This is a genomic window from Microcoleus sp. MON1_C1, from assembly GCF_036701945.1.
GTDB lineage: Bacteria > Cyanobacteriota > Cyanobacteriia > Cyanobacteriales > Microcoleaceae > Microcoleus.
Genome location: NZ_JAUBRO010000002.1, coordinates 53,229 through 80,150, shown reverse-complemented (window position 1 = coordinate 80,150; position 26,922 = coordinate 53,229). Strand labels below are relative to the sequence as shown.

Genomic DNA, 26,922 nt, shown 5'->3' with positions numbered 1-26,922 from the left:
ACAAATAACTAGCAAACTGTAACACTTAGGCCGGAGAGAAATCGGAGAAATGATTAATAACTGCTGTATTTTTCTCCGATATTTAAATTAACTCCTATATTCTTAGTCGCCATTCTCTCGCCATTTTTCTACCTCATTAGTTGGTACTTTTGGCAATTATTTCCAAAATCCTGACAACAAAATTGTGAGGGAGTAGCTGATCAAAAGCAGCGCGAGATTTCCGGCAGACCTCAGCAAAATCCTCATCCGAAAGTTGATCGTGAAAAGCTTGGATATAATCTCCAATCCGATGCACTTCCGAAAAAGGAACGATCACGCAAAAATCTTCCCATTTCATCCCCCTCAACTCCGGTAACGATCTATTGGTATCAATAAAAACCGGAATTCTCCCTGCTGACATCACCTCCCAGAGCTGGTAACAGCCATTATCGTCTCCCCTGATCACCAAGATATAAGCATTATCCTCGATATTTTTAATATACTCGGCTCTTTGGCGGTTTCTTTCTTCCACGGGAAGAGTAAAAAAATCTCTCTTTCTTTCAATCAAAGATGTTTGTAGATTTTTCGCTTTTCGCACTTCATTAATTATTTTTTTTCTGACTAATCGTGCAATCAACCTTCGCCTTCCCAAATTCAAATTACGATTAACAAAAAGGTTGCCTGCCATCCAGTTAACCATAGAATCAGAAAATTTAATATAACGTAATATCAGGGAATTTAGTCGGGATGGATATTCAATATTTCCCACAAAACCGACAGTAGGAATTGATGGCTTTGAGATATTTACCTTCTCTCCCAGGTCGTAACTCCATTGGGGCGTGGGTATCGATTTTTCTTTTTTATCATTGTAAGTGGACGCTGCAAAAAATATTTCTCCTTGAGAAGGCTGAAATTCCAAACAGTTTGAAAAGGTGACGAGAGTCCTTTGTGATCCTAATACTTGGCGTTTGAATCTATAAAATTCACGTTCCTTCTTAAGGCTATAATAACTTGAAATAAAATGTGGAGTTACCACAATCTTGCCTGCATCTGCCAAGTTTGTAAATCGGTGAATCTTAACTATATCCGGCAATTTATCCCTGAGCCCATTCCAAAACAGTAACTCGGGACGAGTGTCCGGCGGGCTGAGGTGCATTAGCAGTGGGGCTGGGCGTACACCAGGAAGTAGTAAATCTTCATTGATCCATATTTCCAGACGTTCGTTAACTTGGCTACTCATTTTATTTCCCGTGACTAAAATTTTTGTTTGCTTTCAACCAAAATCTTGACAGGCGGGGGACTCTCCCTGTCGCAAATAATTTTAACATAGGCAATCAAAATTTTAAGAGCAGCAGGTAGCGAGACGCTAATTTAGAGCGTCTTACGTTTAATTAGAACGAGCTACTTCTGTGTTGCTTGCAGTTGCCCCCAAAGCCAGCCCAAGTTTAACTGCAAACCCACTAAAATTAATTACTGCGACGAATCTTCCCTGGCAGCATCTTCAACCACAGGATGAATTAAAGCAGATCGAAAACCTTGCCGAATTTCCGAACTCAAATACCGGCGCTGCAAAATCTGCCATTTTTGCCAAGCTGCATAGCGATTTTCGGCCAACAAACCAGCCAACTTCGGCAACTCTTTTTTCAGATCGCGATCGACAAAATCTGTCAGAAACTCGCCTAAAACTTCACTGTCTTGAATATCGCCCAAACATTCCTGAACAGCTTTCACATCTTCGACATAAACTTCGTAAGTCTCGCTGTAAAAATCCCCAAACAGATTCATCAAATAGCGAACTCGCTTAGCTTGCTTCCGCAAATCGTGCAGAATAGTTCCCTCGGCTGCTAACTTCTCTTCGACAGCCTCAGCATTTAAATCATCAGCAACTTTAACTTTGCCATCCTCATATTCTGTGCCCAACAGCCAAGCCGGATGCAGGAAAAACTCACTGACTTGAGGTAACAGTAAATCTGGCAAAACCTCAGCAATTGGCAAATGTTCGATCGCCTGAAACTTCGGTTTTTCCAGCCAATCCTCGATCGACTGCTTCAGCGATTCGTAGCTTTTGTGCTCTAAAATCGCCCTCACCCCTTTCAAAGCCCGGTGGCGCTGTTTGAGCAAATTCAACAAAGCTTTATCTAAAACTTCCTGTTCCTCAGTCGGCAAATTCGGGTAATAGCGGTTTTGGAGACTTTCGAGCATCACATCCAAATCCCTGAGCGTTCCCAGAATCCGCCCCACCTTACCAATTTTGCTTTCCGAAGCCTCTTTTGGCAAGTTTAAAACCGGAGCAAAACCAGTCACAGCCGATCGCAAACGTCTCAATCCCACGCGCATTTGATGAAGTTCTTCCGCGTCTTTGTCTTTGATAACTTCAGCCTCGTGCGCTACACTTTTGTGGAAATATTTCTCAATCGCCCCAGATGCAGCGTCTCCGAGAGTTTTAACTTGAGTTTTAACTTTTGCTGATGTTTTTACGTTCATAGCAGGTGTAGATTCCAGATCCCCGATCGACTTTAATTTGGATTTCAAGGCTTTGCTAGTAAAGGGTTTATATCCTAGCACACAACCCCAATTTATGACTCGCTTTCCTACATAAATCTTAATATAAGGTGCTTGACAGTTTATACAAAGTCAGCATTTAGCAATCTAAAATCTTCAATCTAAAATCTTCAATCTTCAATTTAAAATCTAAAATCTAAAATCTAAAATAAAATTACCCTCCCTCACCCTTGAGCTCATAAAAATCAGATTTCTGGCGCGCTTTCCCAAATAGGTTAAGATCGCTGCAAACCGATATTTATTCGCCAAAGGGTGAGAGAGGGTGCGATCGGGAGGACAAGTTTTAAATTAAATCAAACCCGCCCAGGCTGCCCGACTTCAAAGAGGCAGTTTAGCCTTTCCAGTCTTTCTCAGATTGTTGGAGCACGTAGGTTGCTACATCCTCGATTTGTTGGGGCTTCAACTTGGCGCCGAAAGCAGGCATAGCATTTTTGCCCTTAGTTACCTGAGTGGTAATAGCTTCGAGAGAATTCATACCGTACTTCTCAAGAGCTTCCTTTTTCAAGGTTTTCATGGCCATAACCACGTTGCCGCCACCGATGTGACAAGCAGCACAGTTCGAGCTAAAGATTTTAGCTCCGTTAGCGGCATCTCCTGCCAAAGCAGGGCGGCCAAAGCCGACGGTAAAAATTGCGAACGCTAATAGGGCGATCGATAAGAGTCTTTTCAACGCAGTTCTCCTCTAATGGACACGCAAAGGGTGATTCTTTAGATATTTTACCTGTTAAAACAGGCGCGATCGCGCATTCGTATCGCCTTCTTCCGAGTAATTTACCACTTTTTGGCAGTGGCAGTTCAACTCTCAAAATTCTCCACGCCCCAGCCCGGAGCTTTCTGAGCAGCCCGGATCACAAAAGCCGCTAAATTTTCAATCTCAGCCTGTGGCATCCAGCTTTCCGGCACTTGGCGGCACCAAAAAGTCTCCTCAGTACCGTCATAAGTCATCGGTTCTCTCAGATACGCCACCAGACTATTGATGTTGTTGCGGGGAGGCGTTGCCCCTTTGAGGTCAGCCAAAGACAGAGATATCGTCGGATCGGGCAAATTAGCTCCTCCGACGTGACAATTCAGGCAATTTTGCTCGAACAATACCTTGCCCGCAGACAAATCCTGAGCAGAAAACAAGCGAGTATGTCCCTCAGAGTCCAACTCCAGAGCCACAGGTTCGCTGGCTTGTAAATACCTATTCACGTAAGAATCGGCAGCAGCCAAAACAGGTTGAGGAGCCAACAGCACGAGTGGCAAAATAATTAACATCCCCAACAGAAAGCAGACAAAAGCACCACGACGCAGCATGAGGGACTACAACCTTTTGCGATAATCAATGAGCTGGAGGTAAATTTTAGATTTCAGATTTTAGAGCGAAAAACGACGAGCTAGCAATTCTTGCCGAACTTCAGCCCTCTCTCAATCCAAAATCCAAAATCTAAAATCTAAAATCTAAAATCGATTAGCGAGCGCCTTTGCCACCAGCCCACTGCTTGGAGACAATTTTCGGCTGCAACAGAATGTGACCGGCAATCGCGTACAAATCGTCATCCGAGAGATTTCTCATCTCAGCGAAAATATCCGCACTCTTCATGCTCGGATGCAGTTCCGAAATTTCCTCAAACCCGTCATAAGTGGTGGGATTTTTCATAAAGTCCACCAGCGACTCAATATTATTGCGGGGCGGGTTGGCCAAAGCCAGAGTTTCCGGGCTCAAATTCACGTTCGGGTCAGTTTTTGTCATGCCGGCAGCGTGACATTGAGCGCAAGCCGAATTAAACAGGCGTTTGCCTTGCTGAACTTGTTTGAGGCTCAGCACTACCGGAGCACCCTTGTCATTCAAAGTCACAGTGCGAAGTTCAGGACTCAGTTCGACAGCCATCGCACTGCTGACAAATAACTGAAAGCTCAAGAATACAGCGGTCAGAGCAATGAAATATCTTTTAAGCATGGTTCTCCTTAAAAAAATCCGGCAAATTATTGAACGCTAAGAGATCGTACCTGGCAAACAGATGTGTGTTCAAAATTCCCTGATTCTGCAACAACTGGCGAAAGTTTGTGCAGCCATACCTTTAAAGGTAGAGGAATTTTGCGAGCTAATCTGCGAGAAGTTTTGAATCGCGCCTTTTTTCGAGAGTGGACATAATTGCCTTAACATCCTCCAAAGCCAAACGGGTTTGAGGGTGCTTGTAGGCAATTTCCAACTCATCGCACAAGCGGATCACGTCTTCAACAGGGACGTTGAAGTCCTCTGCTATTTCTGCGATGGACAGGTCTGCAAAACCCATAATTTTTAGGTCGCTGACAGGTCAAAATTGAGTTGACGGCTATTAACTGAAAGCCGGACAATTTTAGAAAGCGCTGTTAGCTTGTTCTGTTAGTTTGTTCTGAGATTTTGTTTGATCTATCGCAAGCTAACTAACCGCTAACTGCTACTAGGCATTTTTGCCCAGCCAAACTCCAGGGCCAATCAACTTCCGATCAATATCATCCCACTGCTGCGTCGTTATTACCAATAGGAGTTGCGCGGATGGGGCTCAAAACCCGGTGTCTGCGTGAACGTCTCGTTACCAAACTCAATATTGTTGGTAGAAGCCGGGTTTTTCGCAATTCCTCAGCAATTTCCTCTGTGCCCCGCACTCACCAACAGACAATCCTCCGGCGCAGCAGCTTAGGGAGAAAGTTTGAAAGCGTGAGTCTGCGTGGGCAAAGCGTGATTATCGCTGGCTTCTAGGGCGGGGAATTCCGAGCCGGCCAAGAAAGGCTGGGGCTGGTGGAGGCTGATGAGCTGACCCAGAGTTTTCTTTAATTGAGTCCGGGGTACGATCAAGTCTACAAAACCGTGGGCGAAGGAGTATTCGGAAGTTTGATAATTTTCCGGCAGCTTTTCGCGCAGAGTTTGCTCGATTACCCGGCCGCCCGTAAAGGCCACAGTAGCTTTTGGCTCTGCAATTATAATGTCTCCCAGCATGGCAAAACTGGCGGTGACGCCGCCGGTGGTCGGGTGGGTCAAAATCGGGATGTAAAGCAGTCTCGCTTCCCGGTGGCGTTCCAAAGCCCCGGAAATTTTAGCCATTTGCATCAAGCTGAGCATTCCTTCTTGCATTCTTGCACCACCGGAAGCGCAAACAATGATCACGGACAAGCGTTCCCGCGTGGCGTGTTCGATGAGGCGAGTTAGCTTTTCTCCGACAACTGAGCCCATGCTGCCGCCGATGAACTGAAATTCCATGACTCCGAGGGCGACTGGCAAATTTTCTAGTTTGCCGATGCCTGTTTCTACGGCGTCTAGGTGGCCTGTTTTTTCTTGAAATTCTCGGAGTCGATCGCTATATTTTTTTCGATCGCGAAATTTCAGGGGATCGGTGGCGTGCAGTCCTTCGTTAAGGGGCACCCAGGTATTGGGATCGATCAACTGCTCGATGCGATCGTCACTGTAAACTCTGATATGATACCCGCATTCCAAGCAAACCATTTGATTTGCTCGCAGGTCTTTGGTATAACTGAGGGCACCGCAAGCTTCGCATTTATTCCAAAGTCCGTCCGCAATTTCTCGTTCCGGCCGTTCTTGGGAGTTCGGTACTGATTTTCGTCGATTTGCAAACCAATCAAATAGAGACATTAAAACTTGGTAATTGGTAATTGGTAATTGGTAATTGGTAATTAGTAATTGTTAGTTGTTAGTTGCTAGTTGTCAATTGTTAGTTGTTCAGTGACTAATGACTAATGACTAATGACTAATCACCAGATTCAGACTCATCTTCAACGGGACTGATGAGGAGCGATGCAGTTCGCTGGTGTTCTGGAAGAACTTGCAGGGCTGTAGCACTTCCAGCCCCCAAATAAGATGCTATGCCCAAGTCTACAATCCGGGCCGGGATTTCATGAGCAGCTAGGAGCTGCTGCATTAATTCCGCTTCCCAACGAAAGCTAGTAGTTGTAAGTGTAATCCAAGACACGGAACAATTTTACCAATTTTTGAGACAATAGTATGTTCGATCGCGCCTGACTACCTGCCGATCAGAAACTAAAATTCGGGAAAAACAACTGCAAGTAAGTAGATAAGATCGCTTCGCCCCACAGAGCAGTAATTGCTGCACCGAGAGCCAGAAAGGGGCCGAAAGGCATGGGTTGACGCCGATCGAGCAAGCCGAGGGCGATCGCCCCGCCACCGGCAAAAGCCCCGGCTAAACAGGCGATGAATCCCGCTAGCAGCAAGTATTTCCAGCCCAGCCAAGCTCCCATCAAGGCGGCCAATTTGGTATCTCCGGCCCCCATAGCGTTCTGCCCCAGTCCGATCGTCCCGGCGAGTCCAATCGCGTCAAACAGCCACAACCCGACAACTGCTCCCGCGATCCCATCGAGTACCAGATACTGTATCGAGTCGATAAAACTAAAAGTCGGCCACCAACCTTTCGCCATTTGGAAAACCAATCCGACCACCAAACCCGATCGAGTTAAAGAATTAGGCAAAGTCATTGTATCGCAATCAATCAAAGACAAAGCCAACAGCCAGCTAAACAAAGCCCAAAAACCAAGAGTTTGCACTGTTACGCCAAACCGCCAGAAGATTAACAAAAACAGCAAACCCGTAGCTGCTTCCACCAGCGGATAGCGGGCAGAAATCCGACTGCGGCAGTGATTGCAGCGTCCCCGCAGCCACAGCCAACCGAACACGGGTATATTTTCGTAATTTCTGAGTTGATTTAAACATTTGGGACAGCGAGAAGGAGGGTGGATCACCGACAAACCCGCAGGCAACCGATAGACTACCACATTTAGAAAACTGCCAATAGCCGAGCCAAAAATAAAGACGATCGCCGTGACAAGGCAATTAAAGATAATTTCCATTAATTTGTCTGTTGTCTGTTGAAAGTTGACTGTTGTCTGTTGTCTGTTGACTGTGGTTATTTATTAATTGTTAGATTGTGTTCGGTCAATTACCCATAAGGTTTGTAGTATGGACTTTAGTCAAGAGTCAAATTCTGAGGACTTTAGTCCTCACTACAAACCTATTTTTTGACAATCGTTCAAGCAAACATAAATATTAGTTGTCAATGCCCAATGCCCAATGCCCAATGCCCAATGCCCAATGCCCAATGCCCAATGCCCAATGCCCAATTACCAATTAATACATTTGAGATTCAATTTCGTCAAAAGTAACAAAACGTTCACCGGGCAACAAAACGGGCTGCGAAGCAAAAATTACCTGGCCTCGATCGCTTCCTTGACTCACAACTACACCGGCCGGACGCTGCATCTGGTCGGAATGCACTTTTAGATACATACCATAGGCCGAGCGAGCAGCTCGGATCAAATCGGGAGCTAGCAAACTGTGACTTTCGGAAGTTTCTATCGTGGGTTCTGGGTTGGGTTGGTATGGGTTCACTGGAAATTTATCATAATGGTATTAAGTCGAGCTATTGGTGTTGCCTCTAGAGCGATCGAACTTACCTTATTTTTTAAGAATAGACTAGGTGGAAATTATTAATAGATTAACCTACAATCCTCCCTTAGCTGCGCTCGAACTGCGGCTGCGATCGCTCCTTTCCGCTCAACTGTACGCTGCTGCGTGGGTAGATCCGTCCCCCGCAACGCTAATGGGAGTTTTCGATCACCTGCGGACTCTGCGCTACATCCTCCACGACTACGTGCCCCGGCCCGTGTCCGACTCTCCGCCCAACCCGGGCCAGGTGCGCTACCAGTGGCAAACAGGCACCTTGCTGTTCACGGATTTGGCAGGGTTTACGTCGCTGTTGGAAGCGAACGCGGCCCAGGGGTGCAAGGGAGCTGAAACGCTGCTGGGCGTGATTAACGACTATTTTGCCTCAATGATTGAAATTGTCAGCAAATCGGGCGGCGATTTGCTGGAGTTTACCGGAGATGCGATGCTGGTGCAGTTTCTGTCAGGAATTCACCAAGAGGATACAGCGAGGGCGGTGCGGGCGGGTTTGCGGATGCAGCGGGCGATGGCGGAATTTGCCAATATTGAAACGGCGCGGGGTGTTTTGTCTTTGAGGATGCGGGTGGGCATTCACTGCGGCCGCTATATTAGTGCTGACATCGGTACGCCGCTGCGGATGGCTCACGTACTGCTGGGGCATTCAGTCCAGCAAGCCAAGCAAGCTGAGGGTTCTGGAACTGTGGGGCGGGTGTGTGTGACTGAAACTGCTAGAGAGTCTTTGGGAGAGCAATTTCGTTTTGAACCCGGGAAACAGGGTTATTTTTTGGTGGCGGACGATTTCACGGACGATCGACTCGGAGAGTATGATATCACTTTGACTGGGCGGCGGATGCCGAGTTCGGTATTGCTCGATCGCAGCGTTTCGGGTTTGGTAAGCGAAATCGGGGAAGCTGTGAAGCGGCTTGAACCCCTTGCTAGTTATATTCCCAAAACGATCCTGAGACTGCTGGTTGAAAATGCCGATAAGCGCAAAATACCGCCGGATTTTCCTGAACCGACGGTGATGTTTGTCAACTTGATTGGTTTACCGGAGTCTGTGGACAAAGCTTCGCCGGAGGAAGAAGTCAATCTGGTAGTGGGTTTTTCTCGGGTGTTTGCGTCGATCGATGCTGTAGTCTCAGCTAAAGGGGGCGTGTTGCAAAAAGTAACGGCGCACTTAGACGGTTCGGATATGCTGATTTATTTTGGCGTGCCCGACGCTCACACGGATGACGCCAGCCGCGCGGCTAGTGCGGCGATTGCGATCCGAGATATCATTGCAGGTTTGCCTCTGGTAATTATCGCGGGTGAAGAAGTAAAAGTAAGCTGTCAAATTGGGCTGTCCCGGGGGCCGGTGTTTGCTGCTGAGGTTGGGGAACCGCGAGGGCGCAGGGAGTTTAATATCCTCGGCGATACGGTGAATACGGCGGCTCGGTTGATGAGCAAGGCGGGGGAAAACCAAATTTTGATTGGTGAAAGGGTGTGTGAGTCGATCGAGCTAAACTTCATTTGCGAGGCTTTGGGATCTGTTGCTCTGAAGGGGAAATCTGCTCAAACTCCGATTTTTGCTTTGCAAGGTGCAAAAGGGGAGAAGGGAAAAGGGGGCGTTTAAATAACTTTGCTGGGGAATGGTTGTACAGGTTTTATGGTTCACAAAGGCAAGTACAGCACAACCGCTTTCCACTGTGACTACTAAATGTTATTTTTATAATTTTTTACGATACATCACAATCAAAACCGCCACTTCGTCATATCGGTTCCGGTTGCATCGGAATGATTTAACCGCAGAGAACGCAAAGAACGCAGAGGGAGATCGCAGAGAGATGAATAATTCCCATGAAGGGCGGAATTAATATCACTCGCATAGACTAAACTCCGATCGATACTTCACCGTTCCGCTGCAATCCTCCAAAGTTCCACTTTCTAACTCCAAAACCATAAAAGCTTCATCGGGCACATCATATTCACATTTCAAGCTCTTTCTGCTAGCAGGAATGAACCCAAAACGCGAATAGAAATCTGGATGACCAAGCACAACCACTGCGTGAAATCCCGATCGCCTGCACTCTTCTAAACCGTGCTGGATCAGCAGCGTTCCTATACCTTGGCGCTGATATTCGGGAAGAACTGCGACTGGTGCCAACCCCAGAATCGACAAATTGCTAGAACATTTTCCTTCGACGACAACCGGACTGAATAAAATGTGTCCGACAATGCGATCGGATGGTAAGGCAACGAAGGAAAATGTAGATGCAATTCCCCGCAATCTATCGACTAAGTTTGCCTCATTTTCTCGCCCGAATGCCGCAATATTAACTTGGCGAACAGCTTCTAAATCTTCTGGCTTTTCGGTACGGATATACATAACTTAGATTAATGGTTTGGTGGCCGATCGGGCCGACGAAATGCTACAGAAACTGTTTCTATCTTTCGAGCGTGATGTTAATCAAATTCTAGCGCCCCTGAAGTTTTTTACTCTTTTGAAGCTATGTACTTTTGGCAACCAATGATGCAACCACTGACAGATTACTGCCAAATCGCCGCCCTAGTCGAGCGCTTCCAATTTTCATCCGAGACGCCGAACCGCTTAACTGTTATTATTGCGGCACAAGCTGACCGGAAGACAATCGTTTAATGCCCTCCATCGCCGTAGTTTCTCCGGCTTTGTCACCGCCATCACGAGCAATTTTTAAAGCTCCCTCGTAGGATTCGAGAGCTTTAGCAGATTGACCGAGACTTTCATGAATTGCGCCCATGTTGTTGAGCAAGCGTCCGATACTTGTCTTGTCGCCGATTGCTTCTAACATCGGTATTGCTTGCTGAAAATAGATCAGCGCTTGAGTATCTTTGCCTAATTTGCGAGAGGTAAGTGCCATGTTGTTGAGGAGGCGACCGACGCCAGCCCTGTCTCCGATTTCCCGACGAATTGCTAAAGCTTGGTGGTAAAATTCCATGGCTCTATTAAAGTCGCCGATGTTGTAGTAGACGCCGCCCATGTTATTGAGGGTACGGCCTAAATCGCGGCGATCGCCCTCAACAGTGCGAATCGTGCGCGCTTGCTGGTAAAATTCGATCGCCTTGGCGTAATTGACCTGTTCTGCGTACACGGCCGCAATGTTGTGAAAAGACTCTGCTATTTCAATTTTGTCGTTGGCTGTTTTGGCAAGTTCCAAAGCTTCTTGGTGCAGTTTCATCGCTTCGGAAAAATTGTCCGCAACCCGGTTGACGAAACCGATGAGATTGAGAGTGCGCGCGATACGAGGCCCTTCGCCGATTTCTCGGTGAATGACTAAAGCTTGGCGCAAAACTTCCAAAGCTTTGGGCTGCGAACCCATTTCCGCGTAAACTTCCCCCATATTGTTGAGGGTTTCTCCGATTCCCCGTTTGTCGCCTAGTTGCTTGCGAATTGCCAAAACTTGCTCAAAAGTCTGGATAGCTTCTTGAAACAAACCCTCGCGGTGCTGTTTTACTCCTGTTTCAAAGAGTTCGTCTGCTTGCGTTTTGGGGTCTGTTGCCTGAGCGAGTGAAGTGAAGCTATCGCGTAGGGAATCGCTCGCTTGGACGCGCCTGGCAGTGATGGTTGGGGGATAAGCCCAAGCGTCTGAAATTGCCAGCAAGCTGAGTGCGGGTGATAAGACAATACTGATAGCTGTGATATAGCTGAAGTGGTAAGAGCGGCTGTGCACCGATCGAGTCCTCCAAGAGCCAAGTTATACCTATTAAGATAGAGCTCTTTGGGGTGTTCCTGCCGATTTTTTTTCAGTCGCTAGGTTCTAACTGGGTTTTTGTCTTGCCTGAGTGTCAGAATCAGCGGCATATTGTTGAGAGCGGATATGACAGCAAAGTTTTTGCTGGGTGCAAGCGATGCTTTTTCATGACTGTGCAAGATGATGTCCTGTTGGTCAAGTGTGATCCAAGCAATTCCTGACAAAACTTGAATTTCTTGATGAGTTTGAGGCAATCTGTATACCTCGTTTTCCATCAGAATAATGCGATCGGGCGCTGCACATTCGGAAGATATTTGAAGCATAGCATCTCCTACTGGGTAATTGGTAATTGGTAATTGGTAATTGGTAATTGGCAATTGCTAATCGAGGACTGTATGTCACTTCATTTCCACGCAACCCACACACTACTATTGGCAATAACGCCGATCGATCCAAGCGCGCATTTCATCATCCGTCGCCACGCAGGTATAACGACCCGTCGCCCGATCGCAACCGTGCCACCAAGTGTTACCATAGCGATCGCACGCCTGCCAAATTCTCAGTTCGTCATCACCAGAAATGAGGTAGAGCAAAAACTGCCCAATTTGATTTATAGCTGAAAAGAGAGATTGCCCTTTCGGTTTTTCGGATGGTTTAGCTCGATCGGCAGTCGCTAAAAACCTCATTCTTCGGGAGTCTATCCGATTTTTGTAAGTAGACATAGCCAACACCTTAAAGTGAGAAGTCCTACACAAATTGCACCAAGAAAAATACACAAAATAGCTTTTAACTGCAATATTGTCATCGCAATTACAGCACAATATTGTTGTCGTGCAAGTCCTGTAAAAGTCTATCTGTTACCTGATAAATTAACCTTAACTCTGGGGCAATTGACAATCAAAGCATTGCTTGCATAGGTTATATGAAGAAAATCGATAGATCGAAGCCCTTGTGACGATTCGGGTACTACTGGCACAAACGCTATGAACGAAATCAATACGCGGCGGATGAAACTCTCTCAAATTCAGGCTTTTATCGCAGTAGCAGACTGTGAAAACTTTAGCGAGGCGGCTTTGCAATTGGAACTGTCCCAATCCGCCGTCAGCCACGCCATCGCCTCTTTAGAAACGGAATTGGGAGTGCAACTGTTCCATCGGGGGAGACACGGTGCTCAACTGACGCCAGTGGGGGAAAGGGTGCTGCTTCACGGGCGTCAAATAGCCTGCGCCTTAGAAATGATGGTCAAAGAAGCGGATTTAGAAAAAGGTTTGCAGGGAGGCCAGGTACGGATAGTTACTTTTCGGAGTGTCGCAACTCATATCCTACCGGGTATTATTGCTAAATTTCGCAGTTGCTTTCCCAAAATTGCCGTCAGCATTACCGAAGTTTATTATACCCAAGCTGTGGAAGAGGCTTTGCGATCGGGCAAAGCAGACATCGGCTTTCTCTCTCTTCCCATCTCCGATGAATTTGAAACGAGGGAAATTTTGCGGGATAAATATGTTGTGTTGCTGCCGCCAACTGCCAAATTGTCCAGTGATCAGATTACCTGGAAAGAATTAGCAAATTATCCGCTGATTTTGCAGCCGGCAGAAAATGCTTGTTCTGTACCGCTTCGCAAATATTTGATAACTTCGGGGTTGCCCTTAAATATCGGTTACGAGCTCAGCGAAGATTCAACTATTGTCAGCATGGTGATGCAAGGTTTGGGTGCAGCAATTCTGCCGCGTTTGGCTGCTGAACCGATACCACCTTCGGTGAAAGTTTGTAGTTTGCCTGTTGCTTTTGAAAGGGTAATTGGGGTCGCTGTTTTGAGGGATGCCCTGTTAGTCCCGGCCGTGTTTGCGTTTTTGGATGTAGTTACAAGTGTGGCAGAGGTTGATAGTGAGGGCGAGTTTGCAATTAATCCTTCGTAACTGGTTCCCAGGCTGTGCAAAACAACGCAAATATTAGGCTTTTTTAATAACAGGCAAGATGGCTTTTCCACAACTAACAAATTATTGCTTGTGGAACTAAAGAGGCAAGATGCCGCTTCCACCATTAACAAAATTATTGCTTGGGGAACGGGCATCTTGCCCGTTCTTAAAATGAGTCAACGAATTCTATTTGCTCTTATCTGCTCTTTGCCGCAAAATAAATTCAGCTAGTGCTAAATCTACGGGCGTTGTGACTTTCAAATTCGTCTCTTCCCCCTCCACAATTTGCACTGGTAAACCGCATTTTTCAAACAAAGCCGCATCGTCGGTAACTTCCCAACCTTTTTGTCGCCCTTCTTCGTGACACTGCTTTAACAATTTCACTTCAAATCCTTGGGGAGTCTGTGCCGCCCACAAATTGCTTCTGTCTGGGGTGTCTCGCACGATCCGACGCTCATCTACGACCTTAATCGTATCCTTGACCGGGACGGCTACAATCAAGCCCGGACAGGTCAAGAGAACCTCGGCAGATCGATCGAACAATTCAGCAGTTGCCAAACACCTGGCGCCGTCGTGAATCAACACTCGATCGGCATTGGGGGGCAAAGCCTGCAAACCGTTGTAAACTGACTCTTGCCTGGTGGCGCCTCCTTGAATCAGTTCCACGGGCTTAACCAAAGATAAATCGCTCAGAATTGCTTTAAAATCAGGAAAATCGTCTGGCTGGCCCATGATGCCAATCCAGCTAATGTGCTGCGAAGCTTCAGCAGCAGCCAAAGTCCAACTCAGCAAAGGTTTTGCCAGCAAAGTCAGCAGCAGTTTGTTCCGCTGACTCCCCATCCGTCGCCCCGAACCTGCTGCAGGAATTAATAAGTGCATTTACTAACCGTTTTTAACCCAACTAGATATATATAATAAGAGCGTCCTGTACTTTTGAGTCAGTTGTTTAGCTGTCAGCCAGTAGCTTTTAAGGTCTAGAAATACTATAAGCTGATAGTTGAGAGCCGATCTCTGAGAGCTACCTCGATCAATAATAGCCCGATCGTTTATGATGCGAATACTAGCACTTGTCCCTGGCGGGATTGGCGACCAAATTTTATTTTTCCCCACTCTTGATGACCTCAAGCAGTCTTATCCCGACGCGCAAATTGATGTCATCGTCGAACCGAGGGCAAAGGGTGCTTACCGAGTCTGCAAATCCGTCAAAGAAGTCTTGACGTACAATTTCAAAGACCGCAACGCTATGGCAGATTTGGGCAATTTACTGGGCGTAATTCGCGATCGCGAATACGAAGCAGTTATTTCCCTCGGCCAGCGGTGGACTGTGGGGCTGCTGCTGTGGCTGACCGGCATTCCGCAGAGAGTTGGCTATTCGGGAACCAACGGCGCTCGATTTCTCACTGCTGCGATACCGCTGAAAACTGAACAGTACGCGGCTTCAATGTACCACGATTTGCTGCAAGGATTCAACATTACAAATCCTTGTCCGGCGATCGCAATTAATGTACCAAAACAGGACATTCAGTGGGCGGAAGCCGAACAGCAGCGGTTGGGCGTAAAAGAAAGCGGTTACATTCTAATTCACGGCGGTTCGAGTCAATTAGCTGTGTCTAAAGGTATTGACAAAATTTACCCTACAGACAACTGGAAGCAAATAATTGAAGATTGTCAGCAGCGGCAGCCGAATTTGCCTGTTGTTGTTGTGAAAGGCCCAGAAGATGCAGAATTCGTAACAAAGTTAGTCGAGTCATGTCCCAATGTAAAAGTTATCTCGCCGGATGATGTCGGTAAGTTGGCTGCCACCATTGCTGCTGCTAATTTGATGATATGTACTGACAGTGCGCCGATGCACTTAGCTGTGGCGGTTCAAACTTATACAATAGCTTTGTTTGGCCCGACTGAACCTGCAAAATTGTTGCCAAAGAGCGATCGATTTTTGGGCATCAAATCTCCTACTGGCAAAATGGCAGACATCTCTCCTCAAGATGTTTTGAAGAAGGTTTGGGGCGGCTAAGAACAAAAGTTCGTAGTAAGGACTTTTAGCGGGTTTCCAGGCTCTGCCTGGGAACCCATATCTAGAGGCTCTGCCTCGCTTGTCTGCGCTTCACAGGAGGCAGAGCCCGGGGATGAGGAAAGAAATCGGGGATTTAAAACTCGATGTTAGTCTTCCAAATCATCCATTATCTGCTGCAACCCACATTCCGCACCCTCAAGTGTCACCATCAGTTTTTACCTATTTTGAGCGAGCAATAAAGTTCTAAATTAGAATTTTATAAAGTGGTTAATGCGGATGAGCTTAGGAAATTGCCATTGCAGTGTACGAGGGCGGCTCGAACCTGTAACCGTAACCCCGAATAGTTTTAATAAACTGCGGCCCAGTAGCATCAACTTGAATCATTTTCTTGCGAATCTGACCAATATGTACGCTAACAAGTTGCTCTTCTCCTGTGTCGTCGCAGTTCCACCCCCAAATTTTTTCGATTAGCTGTTGGCGACTTCAAGATTGACCAGAATGACTTGCCAAAAAATACAATATCTTAAATTCCAAGGCTGTTAACTTGATAATGCGATCGTTGAGAGTTGCTTCCCGACGCGCTGAATCGATCGCGAATTGATCGAATACAATACGTGATCAAGTGACAGACCTCATGCGTCTCAACACAACTTCTATACGAATTGCCAACTCCGCCAGAGCAAATGGTTTGCAGATATAGTCATCAGCACCCGCAGAAAGGACTTTAAGTTTATCAGCTTCGTCTGTGCGGCTGCTTAACATGATCACAAAAACATTAGTACGGCGCTGCATTTCTTGGCAGAGGTGATAGCCTGTAGTATCCGGCAAATTCCAATCGAGAATTACTAGCAGTGGGTTTAATTTCTCAAACAATGCTAAAGCAGTCTCGCCATCTGCTGCCGAATCTACTTGATATTTATGATTTAAAAAGCGATGAATTAAATTGCGGATGGATGGGTCATCATCCACAACGAGAATCTTGGGAGTAGTATCAGTAGTCATCACAAAAAAGTTCCTTTCTCTTGTCAATGGACAACTGGCAATTTCAGAACAGCTTTAGTGAAGAGTAAAGGCCAGGTCGTTCCAACTAAACAGAGTTTTTTCGGGCAATTCTTCTTTCAGCTTGGTCTTGAGGTCAAAAGGCTTGCCCCAATCCCATATTTCGATCTCTAGGCGTTCGTTAAATACTGCGATCGCCAGTTCTATTTTCGGAGTTTCCAAGGATCGATTTGTGTGGGCGTGGCGAACAGCATGGGCAAAACCCTCGATCGCAGCAAGTTTACAAAGCTGCAAAACTGCTTCGGGAATGGGTAGAGGCTCTAAAAAAAACTGCTCGACCCACCATAAAACTTGAGTAACCGCCTGGAGCTCGCTACTTACTTGAAGCTTTATTTTGTGGAATGGCATTTTGTGGAATGGCTGGTTATAACTTGGCTCGGATTGGGGATTTCGTTGCTCTTGAAGCCAGTTAAAGCTGTGTAAAACGTCGATTGCACGCTTAAAAATACTAGCTTCAGGGCTAGGTTGGGGTGATACTAAAGCTGGCTGAAAATATTTTACAATTAACAGACAGTTTCGCCCCTCAGACGTGCGGGTATAACTTAGCTCATCGGCAATTTTGCCAATAAGTTTTATACCTATTTTGCCTATTTCATCGATTTCGCTAAAATTTTCGTCACGGTGCGAATTTTCTAAGTTAGAGTTCATAACGGTTTTCTCTCCTAAATATTGATGTTTTTTGTTTCTACAGATATCCTACTGAAGCAAAAAGCGAGACTCAAGGGCAGACAAGGTGAGTTTTAATTTGCGCTTTGCCCTAATTTTTAGGGCAAATAGGGCAGGAAATTAAAACCTATCTGCCCTAGTCATGCAGAACTAATTAAAGAATGATTGGCAGATATAGTCATCTTTGCTAAAACATAAATTTCAGCTCTTTTAAACCGAACGGAGCTTTTGCTTGCGATTGTTCACTTTTAACTGTGCTTGGGAAATTAAGAGGCTTTCCCCAATCCCAAATTTGAATTTCTATGCGTTCGTTAAAAACTGCGATCGCAAGATCGATCGGAGTGTTTGCTGGCATATTTTTGTGGTGGTGAATAGCATTGATAAACCCCTCCACCGTCGCAAGTTTACAAAGCTGCAAAACTTCTTCGGGAAGTGGTAGATTCTCTAACTGTTCCACCCACCATAAAACTTGAGTGACAGTGGCAATATCACTATTAAGTTGCAGAGTAATTTTTTGCAGTGGCTGGTTAGAACTTCGATCGGATTGGCTAGTTTTTTGCTCTTTCAGCCAGTTGAAAATGTTTAAAGTATCGGTTGCTCGCTTAAAACAAACAGCTTGAGTGCTAGGGTGAGGTAGTACAGGCTGAAAATATTTTACAATTAACAGACAGTTTCGATGGTCAGAAGTGTGGGTATAACTAAGCTCATCGGCAATTTTGCTAATAATTTTTATACCTATCCCAAGTGACGGGATTTCATCCATTTCGCTAAAATCTTCGTCACGGTGCGAGTTGCCTAAGTTAAAATTCATAACTGTTTTTTCTGCTAAATGTTGAGAACTTTTTTGTTTCTACCGATATCCTACTGAAGCAAAAAGGGAGACTCAAGGGCAGATAAGGTGAGTTTTAATTTAGGATATGCCCTAAATTTTGGGGCAGATAGGGCAGGAGATTAAAATCTATCTGCCCTAGTCAGGCAGAAGTAATTAAATTAGGATTTACGTATGTGCCCAGAAACCTTTTTTTTACGAAAAGACTTCGTTAGAGCATCGCATATCCGGTAAAAAACCCGGTTATGAAGGTCGGAGTGCGTAAGTTTTGTAAATATAGAATGTAAGTGCGATTAGAGTTACGCATGAAGAATTTTTAAATCTCGATCGCCCCTAGCCTTAAGGGTTTTTTATTCCCCCGAAATCCGCCAGGGCATTAATTCCCTGGCTAATAGCCAAAGTCGGTTTCAACCGACTAAAATACTAATTTTTAGTCGTCTTCAGACGACTTTCGCTATGAGACAGGGGTTTCAACCCCTGTCGGACTATAGGATTATCGAATAGGACTTACGCATAAAGCATCCTGAAATCTCGCTGCCCCCTAACCCCAAGGCTGTTTCATTCCCCCGAAATCCGTCAGGGAATTAATTCCCTGTCTCATAGCAAAAGTCGGTTGAAACCCACTAAAATACTAATTTATAGTCGTGATAGCGAGGACTTTCGCTATGAGACAGGGGTTTCAACCCCTGTCGGAATGTCGGACTATCGCACTATCGGATTATTGGATTAACTTAAAAACTAACCAGCATACCTAAAAACCTACTATGCCTACTATGCGCCCATCCGATAAAGTTCAATCGAGTGAAGCTGGAAAAATTAAGCTCAGAGAATTCTACAAACAAGCTAAACTGACCATAGAAGAACTCGCGACAAAAGCTAATGTTTCCCCTGATACAGTTAAGCGTTTACTGGGTACAAAAGACTGTCCTAATGGCGTAGAAAGATGGTCAGTTACAAACATAGCTAAAGCATTAGGAATAGAGCCAACAGATATTGTTGACCCCAAACATTGGTATAGCCAAGATTCGCTGCCACCAGAGTTTGATTCACTGATAGCGGAAAAAATTAAAACCTTTTGCGGTCGCGGATTTGTTTTTGATACTTTTCAGCTATTTATCACCGAAAATCCTCACGGTTATTTTACAATCATCGGGGATGCGGGAATGGGCAAAAGTTCGATCGTTGCCAAATACGTCTCTGAACATAAATCACCCTGTTATTTCAATATTTTCGTCGAACGCCGGAACCGACCCGAATTGTTTTTGAAGAGCATTCGGCGGCAATTAATTGACCGTTATCAATTGCCAAATTCAGAAGACGCCGATTTACCAACTTTACTGGCCAAGGTGGCGGGACAACTCACTTCGGGCGAACGTTTGGTAATTGCAATTGATGCACTGGATGAAGTTGAACAAGAACAGGGAGAAAATCTTTTACATTTACCCACAACTCTGCCCAATAACGTATATTTTCTGCTGACTAGGCGACCCTATAACCTCGGTAAAAAGCGGCTGACTGTATCTCCGGGAGTTCCGGTAAAAGACTTAGATTTAAGAGACGAAAAATACATGAATTTTAATCAGGATGATATCAAAGAATATATTCGCTTTTTTATCAATACTGATCCTGACTATAAAGATGGACTAAGAAACTGGATTCAAACCCACAGCATTGCCGATACAACGTTTGCCGAGCAAGTGGCAAACAAGAGCGAAAACAATTTTATGTATTTGCGGTATGTTTTGCCAGCAATTGCTAAGGGCGATTACGATGACTTGAGTTTAAAGCAATTGCCAGACGGGTTGCTAGAGTATTATCAAAGCCATTGGGTGCGGATGAAAATGGAATCTAAGCCAGGGCAATTGATGGAGATGGTCTTGTATATTTTACTAGAGATTGCCACCCCGATTCCCTGCGAGATGATTGCGGGAATTGCCAAGGTGGATGAATGCGATGTGAAAAAGGTTTTAGAAGATGAGTGGGTTGAGTATTTAAAAAAGCAGAATTTAGACGGAGAAATCTGCTATACCATCTATCATGCTAGTTTCCTTGACTTTCTGAAAACCAAACGGGAGATGGATTCAAAGCGGAGAATTTTTCAGGAAGTAAATCAACGGATTGCTGAGTATTTAGAAAAGGGGATGGATTGAGATGGGAGAATTTGCTGACAAGTTAGCGACCAAACCACTTTCCTATCAACGTGCTTATCTGGGCAGCTTACTGCCAAATCATATCAAGTCAGGTAATTTACAAAAGTATTATCAAAAACTGAGTGATTTTAACTTTCTGATGGCAAAGATTCAGCATCCTGAGTTTGGGGTGCAGGCACTTATTGATGATTTCAATTTGCTTGACGATTCAGAAGCAGTAACTCACTCAGAGTACAATCCAGAAACAGCGAAAGCCCTGGACTTGATTCAAAGGGTACTGTGGATGTCAGCCGATATTTTGGAGCGAGATCGGAGCAAACTGGCGCAACAATTGTTAGGGCGCTTACTGTACTTTGAAATGCCAGAGATTCAGGCAATGCCAGAGGTAGCAAAGCAGTGGAAATCAGCACCTTGGTTGCGTCCTTTGACACCCTGTTTAACTCCCCCTCGCAGGGGATTGCTACGCACCCTCGAAGGTCACAGCAACTCAGTAAATGCAGTAGCCGTCACGGAGGATGGGAAGCGGGCGCTTTCTAGTTCTTTCGACAAGACCATCAAAGTCTGGGATTTAAGAACTGGAAAGGAAGAGTTTACTCTCAAAGGTCACAGCGACTCGGTAAATTCAGTTGCCGTCACGGAGGATGGCAAGCGGGCGATTTCTGGTTCATCGGACAACACCATTAAAGTCTGGGATTTAAGAACTGGAAAGGAAGAGTTTACTCTAAAAGGTCACAGCGACTCGGTAAAAGCAATAGCCGTTACTCCTGATGGCAAGCGGGCGATTTCTGGTTCGTGGGACACCACCATCAAAGTCTGGGATTTAGCAACTAGAAACGAACTGTTTACTCTCGAAGGTCACAGTAATTGGGTAAATGCAGTTGCCGTCACGGAGGATGGCAAGCGGGCGCTATCTGGTTCGTGGGACAAGACCATTAAAATCTGGGATTTAACAACTGGACATGAACTGTTTACTCTCGAAGGTCACAGCGACTGGGTAAATGCAGTTGCCGTCACGGAGGATGGCAAGACGGCGATTTCTAGTTCTCTCGACAAGACCATCAAAGTCTGGGATTTAACAACTGGAAATGAACTGTTTACTTTAAAAGGTCACAGCGACTGGGTAAATGCAGTTGCCGTCACGGAGGATGGCAGGCGGGCGATTTCCGGTTCTCTCGACAAGACCATCAAAGTCTGGGATTTAAGAACTGGAAAGGAAGAGTTTACTCTCAAAGGTCACAGCGACTCGGTAAATTCAGTTGCTGTCACCTCCGATGGCAAGCGGGGGATTTCTGGTTCATCGGACAACACCATCAAAGTCTGGGATTTAACAACTCGAAAGGAAGAGTTTACTCTTAAAGGTCACAGCTACTTGGTCAATGCAGTTGCCGTCGCCGCTGATAGCAAGCAGGCAATTTCTGGTTCATCAGACAACACCATCAAAATCTGGGATTTAACAACTGGAAAAGAAGAGTTTACTCTCAAAGGTCACAGGGACTCGGTAAAAGCAGTTGTCGCCACTGCTGATGGCAAGCGGGCGATTTATGGTTCGTGGGACAAGACCCTTAAAGTCTGGGATTTAACAAGTGGAAAGGAACTGTTTACTCTCGAAGGTCATACTAACTGGGTAAATGAAGTAGCCGTCACTGGTGATGGCAATAGGGCAGTTTCCGGTTCTTTCGACAAGACCATCAAAGTCTGGGATTTAACAACTGGAAAGGAAGAGTTTACTCTCAAAGGTCACAGCGACTCGGTAAATTCAGTTGCTGTCAGTGCTGATGGCAAGCGGGGGGTTTCTGGTTCATCTGATAAGACCATCAAAGTCTGGGATTTAACAACTCGAAACGAACTGTTTACTCTCAAAGGTCACAGCGACTCGGTAAATTCAGTTGCCGTCAGTGCTGATGGCAAGCGGGGGATTTCTGGTTCATCAGACACCAGCATCAAAGTCTGGGATTTAAGAACTGGAAAGGAAGAGTTTACTCTCAAAGGTCACAGCAACTCGGTTAATGCAGTTTCTGTCACCCCCGACGGCAAACGGGCGATTTCCAGTTCATCGGACAACACCATAAAAGTCTGGGATTTGTCGAGTGGAAAGGTTATTGCTAATTTCACCTGTGAAAGCCCGATCGCCTGTTGCGCTATTGCACCCGATGGAGTCACAATTGTGGCAGGCGACAAATCCGGCTGCGTATATTTCTTGCGGCTAGAAGGGATTGCTGAGTATTTAGAAAAGGGGATGGCGTGAGATGGGAGAATTTGCTGACAAGTTAGCGGCCAAACCACTTTTCTATCAACGTGCTTATCTGGGCAGCTTACTGCCAAATTATGTCAAGTCAGGTAATTTAGAAAAGTATTATCAAAAGCTGACAGACTTTAACTTTCTGATGGCAAAGATTCAGCATCCTGAGTTTGGGGTGCAGGCACTGATTGATGATTTCAATTTGGTTGACGATTCAGAAGCAGTAACTCACCCAGAGTACAACCAAGAAAAAGCGAAAGCCCTGAACTTGATTCAAGCGGTACTGTGGATGTCAGCCGATATTTGGGAGCGAGATAAAACGCAACTGGCAGGGCAATTGTTAGGGCGCTTGCTGCACTTTAACATTCCAGCAATTCAGGCAATGCCAGAGGTAGCAAAGCAGTGGAAAGCAACACCTTGGTTGCGTCCTTTGACACCCTGTTTAACTCCCCCTCGCAGGGGATTGCTACGAACCCTCGAAGGTCATATCAACTCGGTAAATGCCGTCGCTGTCACCCCCGACGGCAAACGGGCAATTTCTGGTTCAAGAGACAACACCCTCAAAGTCTGGGATTTAACAACTGGAGATGAACAGTTTACTCTCAATGGTCACAGTCACTGGGTAAATGCAGTCGCTGTCACCCCCGACGGCAAACGGGCGATTTCTGGTTCGTGGGACAAAACCCTCAAAGTCTGGGATTTAACAACGGGAAAGGAACTGTTTACTCTCAATGGTCACAGCAAGTGGGTAAATGCAGTCGCCGTCACTGCTGATGGCAAGCGGGCGATTTCCGGTTCGTGGGACAAAACCCTCAAAGTCTGGGATTTAACAACGGGAAAGGAACTGTTTACTCTCAATGGTCACAAAAACTTGGTAAATGCGATAACCGTCACTGCTGATGGGAAACAGGCGATTTCTGCTTCAAGAGACAAAACGCTCAAAGTCTGGGATTTAACAACTGGAAAAGAAGAGTTTACTCTCAATGGTCACAGCGATTCAGTATATGCAGTTGCTGTCACTGCTGATGGCACACGGGCGATTTCTGGTTCATCGGACAACACCCTCAAAGTCTGGGATTTAACAACTGGAAAAGAAGAGTTTACTCTCAATGGTCACAAAAACTTGGTAAATGCAGTTTCCGTCACTGTTGATGGCAAACGGGCGATTTCTGGTTCGTGGGACAAAACCCTGAAAGTTTGGGATTTAACAACTCGAAAGGAAGAGTTTACTCTCAAAGGTCACAGCGACTTGGTAAATGCAGTTGCTGTCACCCCCGACGGCAAACGGGCTATTTCCGGTTCATCGGACAACACCCTCAAAGTCTGGGATTTAACAACTGGAAAAGAAGAGTTTACTCTCAAAGTTCACAGATACACGGTAAATGCAGTTGCTGTCACGGAGGATGGCAAACGGGCGATTTCTGGTTCATCGGACAACACCCTCAAAGTCTGGAATTTAACAACTGGAAAGGAAGAGTTTACTCTCCACAGCTACTCGGTAAATGCAGTTGCTGTCACTGCTGATGGCAAACGGGCGATTTCTGGTTCAAGAGACAACACCCTCAAAGTCTGGGATTTAACAACTGGAAAGGAAGAGTTTACTTTCCACAGCTACTCGGTAAATGCAGTTGCTGTCACCCCCGACGGTAAACGGGCGATTTCTGGTTCATCGGACAACACCCTCAAAGTCTGGAATTTAACAACTGGAAAGGAAGAGTTTACTTTCCACAGCTACTCGGTAAATGCAGTTGCTGTCACCCCCGACGGCAAACGGGCGATTTCTGGTTCATCGGACAACACCCTCAAAGTCTGGAATTTAACAACTGGAAAGGAAGAGTTTACTTTCCACAGCTACTCGGTAAATGCAGTTGCTGTCACCCCCGACGGCAAACGGGCGATTTCTGGTTCATCAGACAACACCCTCAAAGTCTGGGATTTAACAACTAGAAAGGAAGAGTTAGAGTTTACTCTCAAAGGTCACAGCTACTCGGTAAATGCAGTTGCTGTCACTGCTGATGGCAAATGGGCGATTTCTGGTTCATCGGACAACACCCTTAAAGTCTGGGACTTAACAACTCGAAAGGAACTGTTTCCTCTTCAGGGTCACAGAAACTCGGTAAATGCAGTCGCTCTCACTGCTGATGGCAAGCGGGCGATTTCTGGTTCATCGGACAACACCCTCAAAGTCTGGGATTTGTGGAGTGGAAATGTCATTGCCAGTTTCACAGGTGAAAGTGCGATAACGTCTTGCGCTATTGCACCCGATGGATTAACAATTGTGGCAGCAGATCGATTGGGTCACGTACATTTCCTGCGGCTAGAAGGGATGGAGGCACTAACATGAATTCCTCACTTTTTCTAACTCCCATCTATACCGATTCTTACCCACCAGAATTTCAGCAACTCCTGCGAGAAAAAACCGAGAATTTTGCAGGGCGCAACTTTGTTTTTTCTGCCATTTCCGACTTTCTAAACTCCCACAGCCGCGGTTATTTCACAATTGTCGGCACTCCCGGCTGCGGCAAAAGTTCCATCCTCGCTCAATATGTCACCGCCCATCCTCGCAGTATCTATTACAACGCTGCCGTTGAAGGCAAAAATCGAGCTGAAGATTTTCTCGCTTCAGTCTGCACTCAACTGATTGACAAATACCTTGCCGCCAATGGGGAAACATTGGAAATTGTCAAGCTCAAATCTCAACTTCAAAATCTCGAATCCCATGATGGGAGTTGGTTTCTGTCTTTGTTGCTTCAGCAAATTAGCGATAAATTAGCCGATCGCCAAAAGTTGATAATAGTCATTGATTCTGTAGACGCGATCGCCCGCACCAGTCAGCCTCCCAGCTCAAATCTGTTTTATCTGCCGAGATATTTGGGCGATCGTACTTATTTTATCCTCGCCCGCCGCCCGTTTTTGAGAGAGAAATCCGGTTTGTTAATTGAAACGCCCTCTCAAACTCTCGATTTAAGAGATTATCCCGCCCAAAATCGCGAAGATGCCCTGAACTACATTCAGCAATACCTATCAACCGCACCGGATTTAACTGCACCCGAATTGGGCCAACAACTCGCAACTGTCAGCGAAAACAATTTCATGTATCTGAGTCAGATGTTACCTGCCATTAACGAGAATTCACACCCCGATGCTAATCTGGGGGAGTCCTCACTTGTCTCTGAACTTCCTCCCGGTTTAGCAGCGTATTATCAAAACCACTGGCTGCGGATGAGAGGTGATGGCTTATCGGCGAGCGAGTTGTCTGTGCTGAATGTTTTGGTACAATCAACAGCAAGTTTATCTGTAAGTGCGATCGCCAATATAATTGATCTGGATGAATACGATGTTGAAAAAGCATTAGACAATTGGATCGAGTTCTTAACTCAACAAGAAATTGGAGGAGAAATTTGCTATAGTTTGTATCATAATAGTTTCCGCGAATGGTTAGGCAAACAATCTATTTTAGAATGATGATGAGGACACGGCAGTGTCCCTTGGAGTCAACTTAACGTTACACCCATAGTCCGACAGGGGTTGAAACCCCTGCCTCAAAGCTGAAGTCCTCTAAAAGAGGACTAATGAATGATTCAGTCCTCTTTTAGAGGACTTTGGCTATTAGACAGGGAATTCATTCCCTGGCGGACTGGCGGGTAGGCGGGAGGACTAGCGGACGCAAAGCTTAAGTTGACACGCCTTGGGAATTGCCGTGTCCTGAATGTGGGTAATATCAATTCCGATGCCACCGGGTTTTATATTATATCAAAAACAATACAACAATGAAACAAGCAGTATTTCTTGACAGAGATGGCGTCCTCAATATCGAAGCCGGCTACATCCACAAAGTAGAAGATTTGCATTTAATCCCCGGAGTGGCCGAAGCTGTACGCCGTTTAAATGACAAACAAATATTTTGCTGTTTGGTTTCCAATCAATCCGGCCCGGCCAGGGGTTATTATCCGGTTAGCCACGTAGAAGCTTTGCACAAACGCCTCTGTCAGCTATTAGAAAATGAAGCGGGAGCCAAGTTAGATGCTCTTTATTACTGTCCTTATTTAAGCGCAGCCGAAGGCGGAACCAACCCAGAATTCACGCGGTATACAACGTGGCGAAAACCAAATACAGGGATGTTGGTAGCGGCGGCTTGGGAACAGGATTTAGATTTGCGAAATAGTTTTATGGTCGGAGATAAAGCCACTGATGTTGATATGGCTCACAATGCCGGCTGTACTGGTATTTTGGTGCAGACTGGTTACGGAGAAAGTGTGTTGAGTGGGGAGTATCAGCACCATACTAAACCGGATTTTATTGCAGCAAATTTAGCGGCGGCGGTGGAGTGGATTTTGCAACACTTTGATTAGTATTTGTAGTGGCATTTA

At 45.8% G+C, this 26,922-nt stretch carries 26 protein-coding genes and 1 pseudogene; 8 read left to right on the top strand and 19 right to left on the bottom strand.

The features are described 5' to 3' along the window. Window positions 1–136: 136 nt before the first annotated feature. The 10 genes from QUA62_RS01580 to QUA62_RS01535 form a co-directional block, all read right to left on the bottom strand. Complete coding sequence (locus tag QUA62_RS01580; RefSeq protein ID WP_333402089.1) at window positions 137–1,219, bottom strand: hypothetical protein; 1,083 nt, start codon at window positions 1,217–1,219, stop codon at window positions 137–139. Window positions 1,220–1,449: 230 nt separating this feature from the next. Beyond that, window positions 1,450–2,463 carry a CHAD domain-containing protein gene (locus QUA62_RS01575; RefSeq protein ID WP_333402088.1) on the bottom strand — a complete coding sequence of 338 codons (1,014 nt, stop codon included), beginning with the start codon at window positions 2,461–2,463 and terminating at the stop codon, window positions 1,450–1,452. A 409-nt stretch (window positions 2,464–2,872) separates the two neighbouring features. Further along, window positions 2,873–3,211, bottom strand: coding sequence for a cytochrome c6 PetJ (petJ, locus tag QUA62_RS01570; protein WP_333215231.1), 339 nt, complete (start codon window positions 3,209–3,211; stop codon window positions 2,873–2,875). Window positions 3,212–3,336: 125 nt separating this feature from the next. Next, window positions 3,337–3,837: a photosystem II cytochrome PsbV2 gene (gene psbV2 / locus QUA62_RS01565; protein ID WP_190663568.1), complete on the bottom strand. Its 501-nt coding sequence runs from the start codon at window positions 3,835–3,837 to the stop codon at window positions 3,337–3,339. Between the two features lie 154 nt (window positions 3,838–3,991). Continuing rightward, window positions 3,992–4,480, bottom strand: coding sequence for a photosystem II cytochrome c-550 (psbV, locus tag QUA62_RS01560; protein ID WP_333035576.1), 489 nt, complete (start codon window positions 4,478–4,480; stop codon window positions 3,992–3,994). Between the two features lie 145 nt (window positions 4,481–4,625). Beyond that, a complete protein-coding gene (locus QUA62_RS01555; protein ID WP_006633443.1) occupies window positions 4,626–4,817 on the bottom strand; it encodes a hypothetical protein in 192 nt (63 codons plus the stop codon). Window positions 4,818–5,200: 383 nt separating this feature from the next. Beyond that, window positions 5,201–6,151, bottom strand: coding sequence for an acetyl-CoA carboxylase, carboxyltransferase subunit beta (gene accD, locus QUA62_RS01550; protein WP_333402087.1), 951 nt, complete (start codon window positions 6,149–6,151; stop codon window positions 5,201–5,203). A gap of 115 nt (window positions 6,152–6,266) precedes the next feature. Further along, entirely contained in the window at window positions 6,267–6,488 is a 222-nt protein-coding gene (locus QUA62_RS01545) for a DUF2007 domain-containing protein (protein ID WP_242719282.1), read from the bottom strand. A gap of 61 nt (window positions 6,489–6,549) precedes the next feature. Beyond that, window positions 6,550–7,380 (bottom strand): prepilin peptidase, encoded by an 831-nt coding sequence (locus QUA62_RS01540; RefSeq protein WP_333402086.1) that lies wholly within the window; start codon window positions 7,378–7,380, stop codon window positions 6,550–6,552. Window positions 7,381–7,657: 277 nt separating this feature from the next. After that, entirely contained in the window at window positions 7,658–7,918 is a 261-nt protein-coding gene (locus QUA62_RS01535) for a hypothetical protein (protein ID WP_333288079.1), read from the bottom strand. Between the two features lie 88 nt (window positions 7,919–8,006). Here QUA62_RS01535 and QUA62_RS01530 point away from each other — a divergent pair, with 88 nt between their 5' ends. Further along, window positions 8,007–9,584 carry an adenylate/guanylate cyclase domain-containing protein gene (locus QUA62_RS01530; RefSeq protein ID WP_333402085.1) on the top strand — a complete coding sequence of 526 codons (1,578 nt, stop codon included), beginning with the start codon at window positions 8,007–8,009 and terminating at the stop codon, window positions 9,582–9,584. Between the two features lie 243 nt (window positions 9,585–9,827). Here the strand turns inward: QUA62_RS01530 and QUA62_RS01525 are convergent, their stop codons facing one another. From QUA62_RS01525 to QUA62_RS01510, 4 genes are all read right to left on the bottom strand, one after another. Next, window positions 9,828–10,337, bottom strand: coding sequence for an N-acetyltransferase (locus QUA62_RS01525; RefSeq protein WP_333402084.1), 510 nt, complete (start codon window positions 10,335–10,337; stop codon window positions 9,828–9,830). Between the two features lie 232 nt (window positions 10,338–10,569). Beyond that, window positions 10,570–11,658: a tetratricopeptide repeat protein gene (locus QUA62_RS01520; protein WP_333402083.1), complete on the bottom strand. Its 1,089-nt coding sequence runs from the start codon at window positions 11,656–11,658 to the stop codon at window positions 10,570–10,572. An 80-nt stretch (window positions 11,659–11,738) separates the two neighbouring features. After that, complete coding sequence (locus QUA62_RS01515; protein WP_333288072.1) at window positions 11,739–12,002, bottom strand: hypothetical protein; 264 nt, start codon at window positions 12,000–12,002, stop codon at window positions 11,739–11,741. 105 nt (window positions 12,003–12,107) lie between these two features. Then, entirely contained in the window at window positions 12,108–12,401 is a 294-nt protein-coding gene (locus QUA62_RS01510; RefSeq protein WP_333402082.1) for a hypothetical protein, read from the bottom strand. Between the two features lie 261 nt (window positions 12,402–12,662). Between QUA62_RS01510 and QUA62_RS01505 the strand changes: the two genes are divergently transcribed. Next, window positions 12,663–13,595, top strand: a complete 933-nt coding sequence (locus QUA62_RS01505) for a LysR family transcriptional regulator (protein WP_333402081.1) — start codon at window positions 12,663–12,665, stop codon at window positions 13,593–13,595. 186 nt (window positions 13,596–13,781) lie between these two features. Here the strand turns inward: QUA62_RS01505 and ispD are convergent, their stop codons facing one another. Beyond that, complete coding sequence (gene ispD / locus QUA62_RS01500; protein ID WP_333402080.1) at window positions 13,782–14,474, bottom strand: 2-C-methyl-D-erythritol 4-phosphate cytidylyltransferase; 693 nt, start codon at window positions 14,472–14,474, stop codon at window positions 13,782–13,784. A gap of 172 nt (window positions 14,475–14,646) precedes the next feature. Here ispD and QUA62_RS01495 point away from each other — a divergent pair, with 172 nt between their 5' ends. Then, the gene (locus QUA62_RS01495) at window positions 14,647–15,609 is read left to right on the top strand and encodes a glycosyltransferase family 9 protein (RefSeq protein WP_333402186.1); all 963 of its coding nucleotides are present in this window, start codon (window positions 14,647–14,649) and stop codon (window positions 15,607–15,609) included. Window positions 15,610–15,891: 282 nt separating this feature from the next. On the opposite strand, the pseudogene QUA62_RS29295 reads toward QUA62_RS01495, so the two are convergent. The 4 genes and pseudogenes from QUA62_RS29295 to QUA62_RS01480 all read right to left on the bottom strand — a co-directional run. Next, window positions 15,892–16,080, bottom strand: a pseudogene (locus QUA62_RS29295) (winged helix-turn-helix domain-containing protein); the annotation flags it as partial. Between the two features lie 147 nt (window positions 16,081–16,227). Next, a complete protein-coding gene (locus tag QUA62_RS29290) occupies window positions 16,228–16,611 on the bottom strand; it encodes a response regulator transcription factor (protein ID WP_445301627.1) in 384 nt (127 codons plus the stop codon). Window positions 16,612–16,665: 54 nt separating this feature from the next. After that, the gene (locus QUA62_RS01485; protein ID WP_333402079.1) at window positions 16,666–17,316 is read right to left on the bottom strand and encodes an ATP-binding protein; all 651 of its coding nucleotides are present in this window, start codon (window positions 17,314–17,316) and stop codon (window positions 16,666–16,668) included. 205 nt (window positions 17,317–17,521) lie between these two features. Beyond that, window positions 17,522–18,145: an ATP-binding protein gene (locus QUA62_RS01480; RefSeq protein ID WP_333402078.1), complete on the bottom strand. Its 624-nt coding sequence runs from the start codon at window positions 18,143–18,145 to the stop codon at window positions 17,522–17,524. 782 nt (window positions 18,146–18,927) lie between these two features. Here QUA62_RS01480 and QUA62_RS01475 point away from each other — a divergent pair. From QUA62_RS01475 to QUA62_RS01455, 5 genes are all read left to right on the top strand, one after another. Next, entirely contained in the window at window positions 18,928–20,313 is a 1,386-nt protein-coding gene (locus QUA62_RS01475) for an AAA family ATPase (protein ID WP_333402077.1), read from the top strand. A gap of 1 nt (window position 20,314) precedes the next feature. Next, on the top strand, window positions 20,315–22,558 hold the full coding sequence (locus QUA62_RS01470; RefSeq protein ID WP_333402076.1) for a WD40 repeat domain-containing protein: 2,244 nt from the start codon (window positions 20,315–20,317) through the stop codon (window positions 22,556–22,558). A gap of 1 nt (window position 22,559) precedes the next feature. After that, window positions 22,560–24,896 carry a WD40 repeat domain-containing protein gene (locus tag QUA62_RS01465; RefSeq protein ID WP_333402075.1) on the top strand — a complete coding sequence of 779 codons (2,337 nt, stop codon included), beginning with the start codon at window positions 22,560–22,562 and terminating at the stop codon, window positions 24,894–24,896. After that, window positions 24,893–26,017 (top strand): ATP-binding protein, encoded by a 1,125-nt coding sequence (locus QUA62_RS01460; protein ID WP_333402074.1) that lies wholly within the window; start codon window positions 24,893–24,895, stop codon window positions 26,015–26,017. The genes QUA62_RS01465 and QUA62_RS01460 overlap by 4 nt, the downstream gene beginning before the upstream one ends. A 305-nt stretch (window positions 26,018–26,322) precedes the next feature. After that, window positions 26,323–26,904, top strand: coding sequence for an HAD family hydrolase (locus tag QUA62_RS01455; protein WP_333402073.1), 582 nt, complete (start codon window positions 26,323–26,325; stop codon window positions 26,902–26,904). Window positions 26,905–26,922 lie beyond the last annotated feature (18 nt).

Coding starts and splice junctions, on each gene's coding strand:
- QUA62_RS01455 (WP_333402073.1), top strand. CDS start 26,323: ATGAAACAAGCAGTATTTCTTGACAGAGATGGCGTCCTCAATATCGAA.
- psbV2 (WP_190663568.1), bottom strand. CDS start 3,837: ATGCTGCGTCGTGGTGCTTTTGTCTGCTTTCTGTTGGGGATGTTAATT.
- QUA62_RS01505 (WP_333402081.1), top strand. CDS start 12,663: ATGAACGAAATCAATACGCGGCGGATGAAACTCTCTCAAATTCAGGCT.
- QUA62_RS01540 (WP_333402086.1), bottom strand. CDS start 7,380: ATGGAAATTATCTTTAATTGCCTTGTCACGGCGATCGTCTTTATTTTT.
- QUA62_RS01495 (WP_333402186.1), top strand. CDS start 14,647: ATGCGAATACTAGCACTTGTCCCTGGCGGGATTGGCGACCAAATTTTA.
- QUA62_RS01485 (WP_333402079.1), bottom strand. CDS start 17,316: ATGAACTCTAACTTAGAAAATTCGCACCGTGACGAAAATTTTAGCGAA.
- QUA62_RS01470 (WP_333402076.1), top strand. CDS start 20,315: ATGGGAGAATTTGCTGACAAGTTAGCGACCAAACCACTTTCCTATCAA.
- psbV (WP_333035576.1), bottom strand. CDS start 4,480: ATGCTTAAAAGATATTTCATTGCTCTGACCGCTGTATTCTTGAGCTTT.
- accD (WP_333402087.1), bottom strand. CDS start 6,151: ATGTCTCTATTTGATTGGTTTGCAAATCGACGAAAATCAGTACCGAAC.
- QUA62_RS01555 (WP_006633443.1), bottom strand. CDS start 4,817: ATGGGTTTTGCAGACCTGTCCATCGCAGAAATAGCAGAGGACTTCAAC.
- QUA62_RS01480 (WP_333402078.1), bottom strand. CDS start 18,145: ATGAATTTTAACTTAGGCAACTCGCACCGTGACGAAGATTTTAGCGAA.
- QUA62_RS01575 (WP_333402088.1), bottom strand. CDS start 2,463: ATGAACGTAAAAACATCAGCAAAAGTTAAAACTCAAGTTAAAACTCTC.
- QUA62_RS01510 (WP_333402082.1), bottom strand. CDS start 12,401: ATGTCTACTTACAAAAATCGGATAGACTCCCGAAGAATGAGGTTTTTA.
- QUA62_RS01465 (WP_333402075.1), top strand. CDS start 22,560: ATGGGAGAATTTGCTGACAAGTTAGCGGCCAAACCACTTTTCTATCAA.
- QUA62_RS01580 (WP_333402089.1), bottom strand. CDS start 1,219: ATGAGTAGCCAAGTTAACGAACGTCTGGAAATATGGATCAATGAAGAT.
- QUA62_RS29290 (WP_445301627.1), bottom strand. CDS start 16,611: ATGACTACTGATACTACTCCCAAGATTCTCGTTGTGGATGATGACCCA.
- QUA62_RS01475 (WP_333402077.1), top strand. CDS start 18,928: ATGCCTACTATGCGCCCATCCGATAAAGTTCAATCGAGTGAAGCTGGA.
- QUA62_RS01515 (WP_333288072.1), bottom strand. CDS start 12,002: ATGCTTCAAATATCTTCCGAATGTGCAGCGCCCGATCGCATTATTCTG.
- QUA62_RS01525 (WP_333402084.1), bottom strand. CDS start 10,337: ATGTATATCCGTACCGAAAAGCCAGAAGATTTAGAAGCTGTTCGCCAA.
- QUA62_RS01460 (WP_333402074.1), top strand. CDS start 24,893: ATGAATTCCTCACTTTTTCTAACTCCCATCTATACCGATTCTTACCCA.
- ispD (WP_333402080.1), bottom strand. CDS start 14,474: ATGCACTTATTAATTCCTGCAGCAGGTTCGGGGCGACGGATGGGGAGT.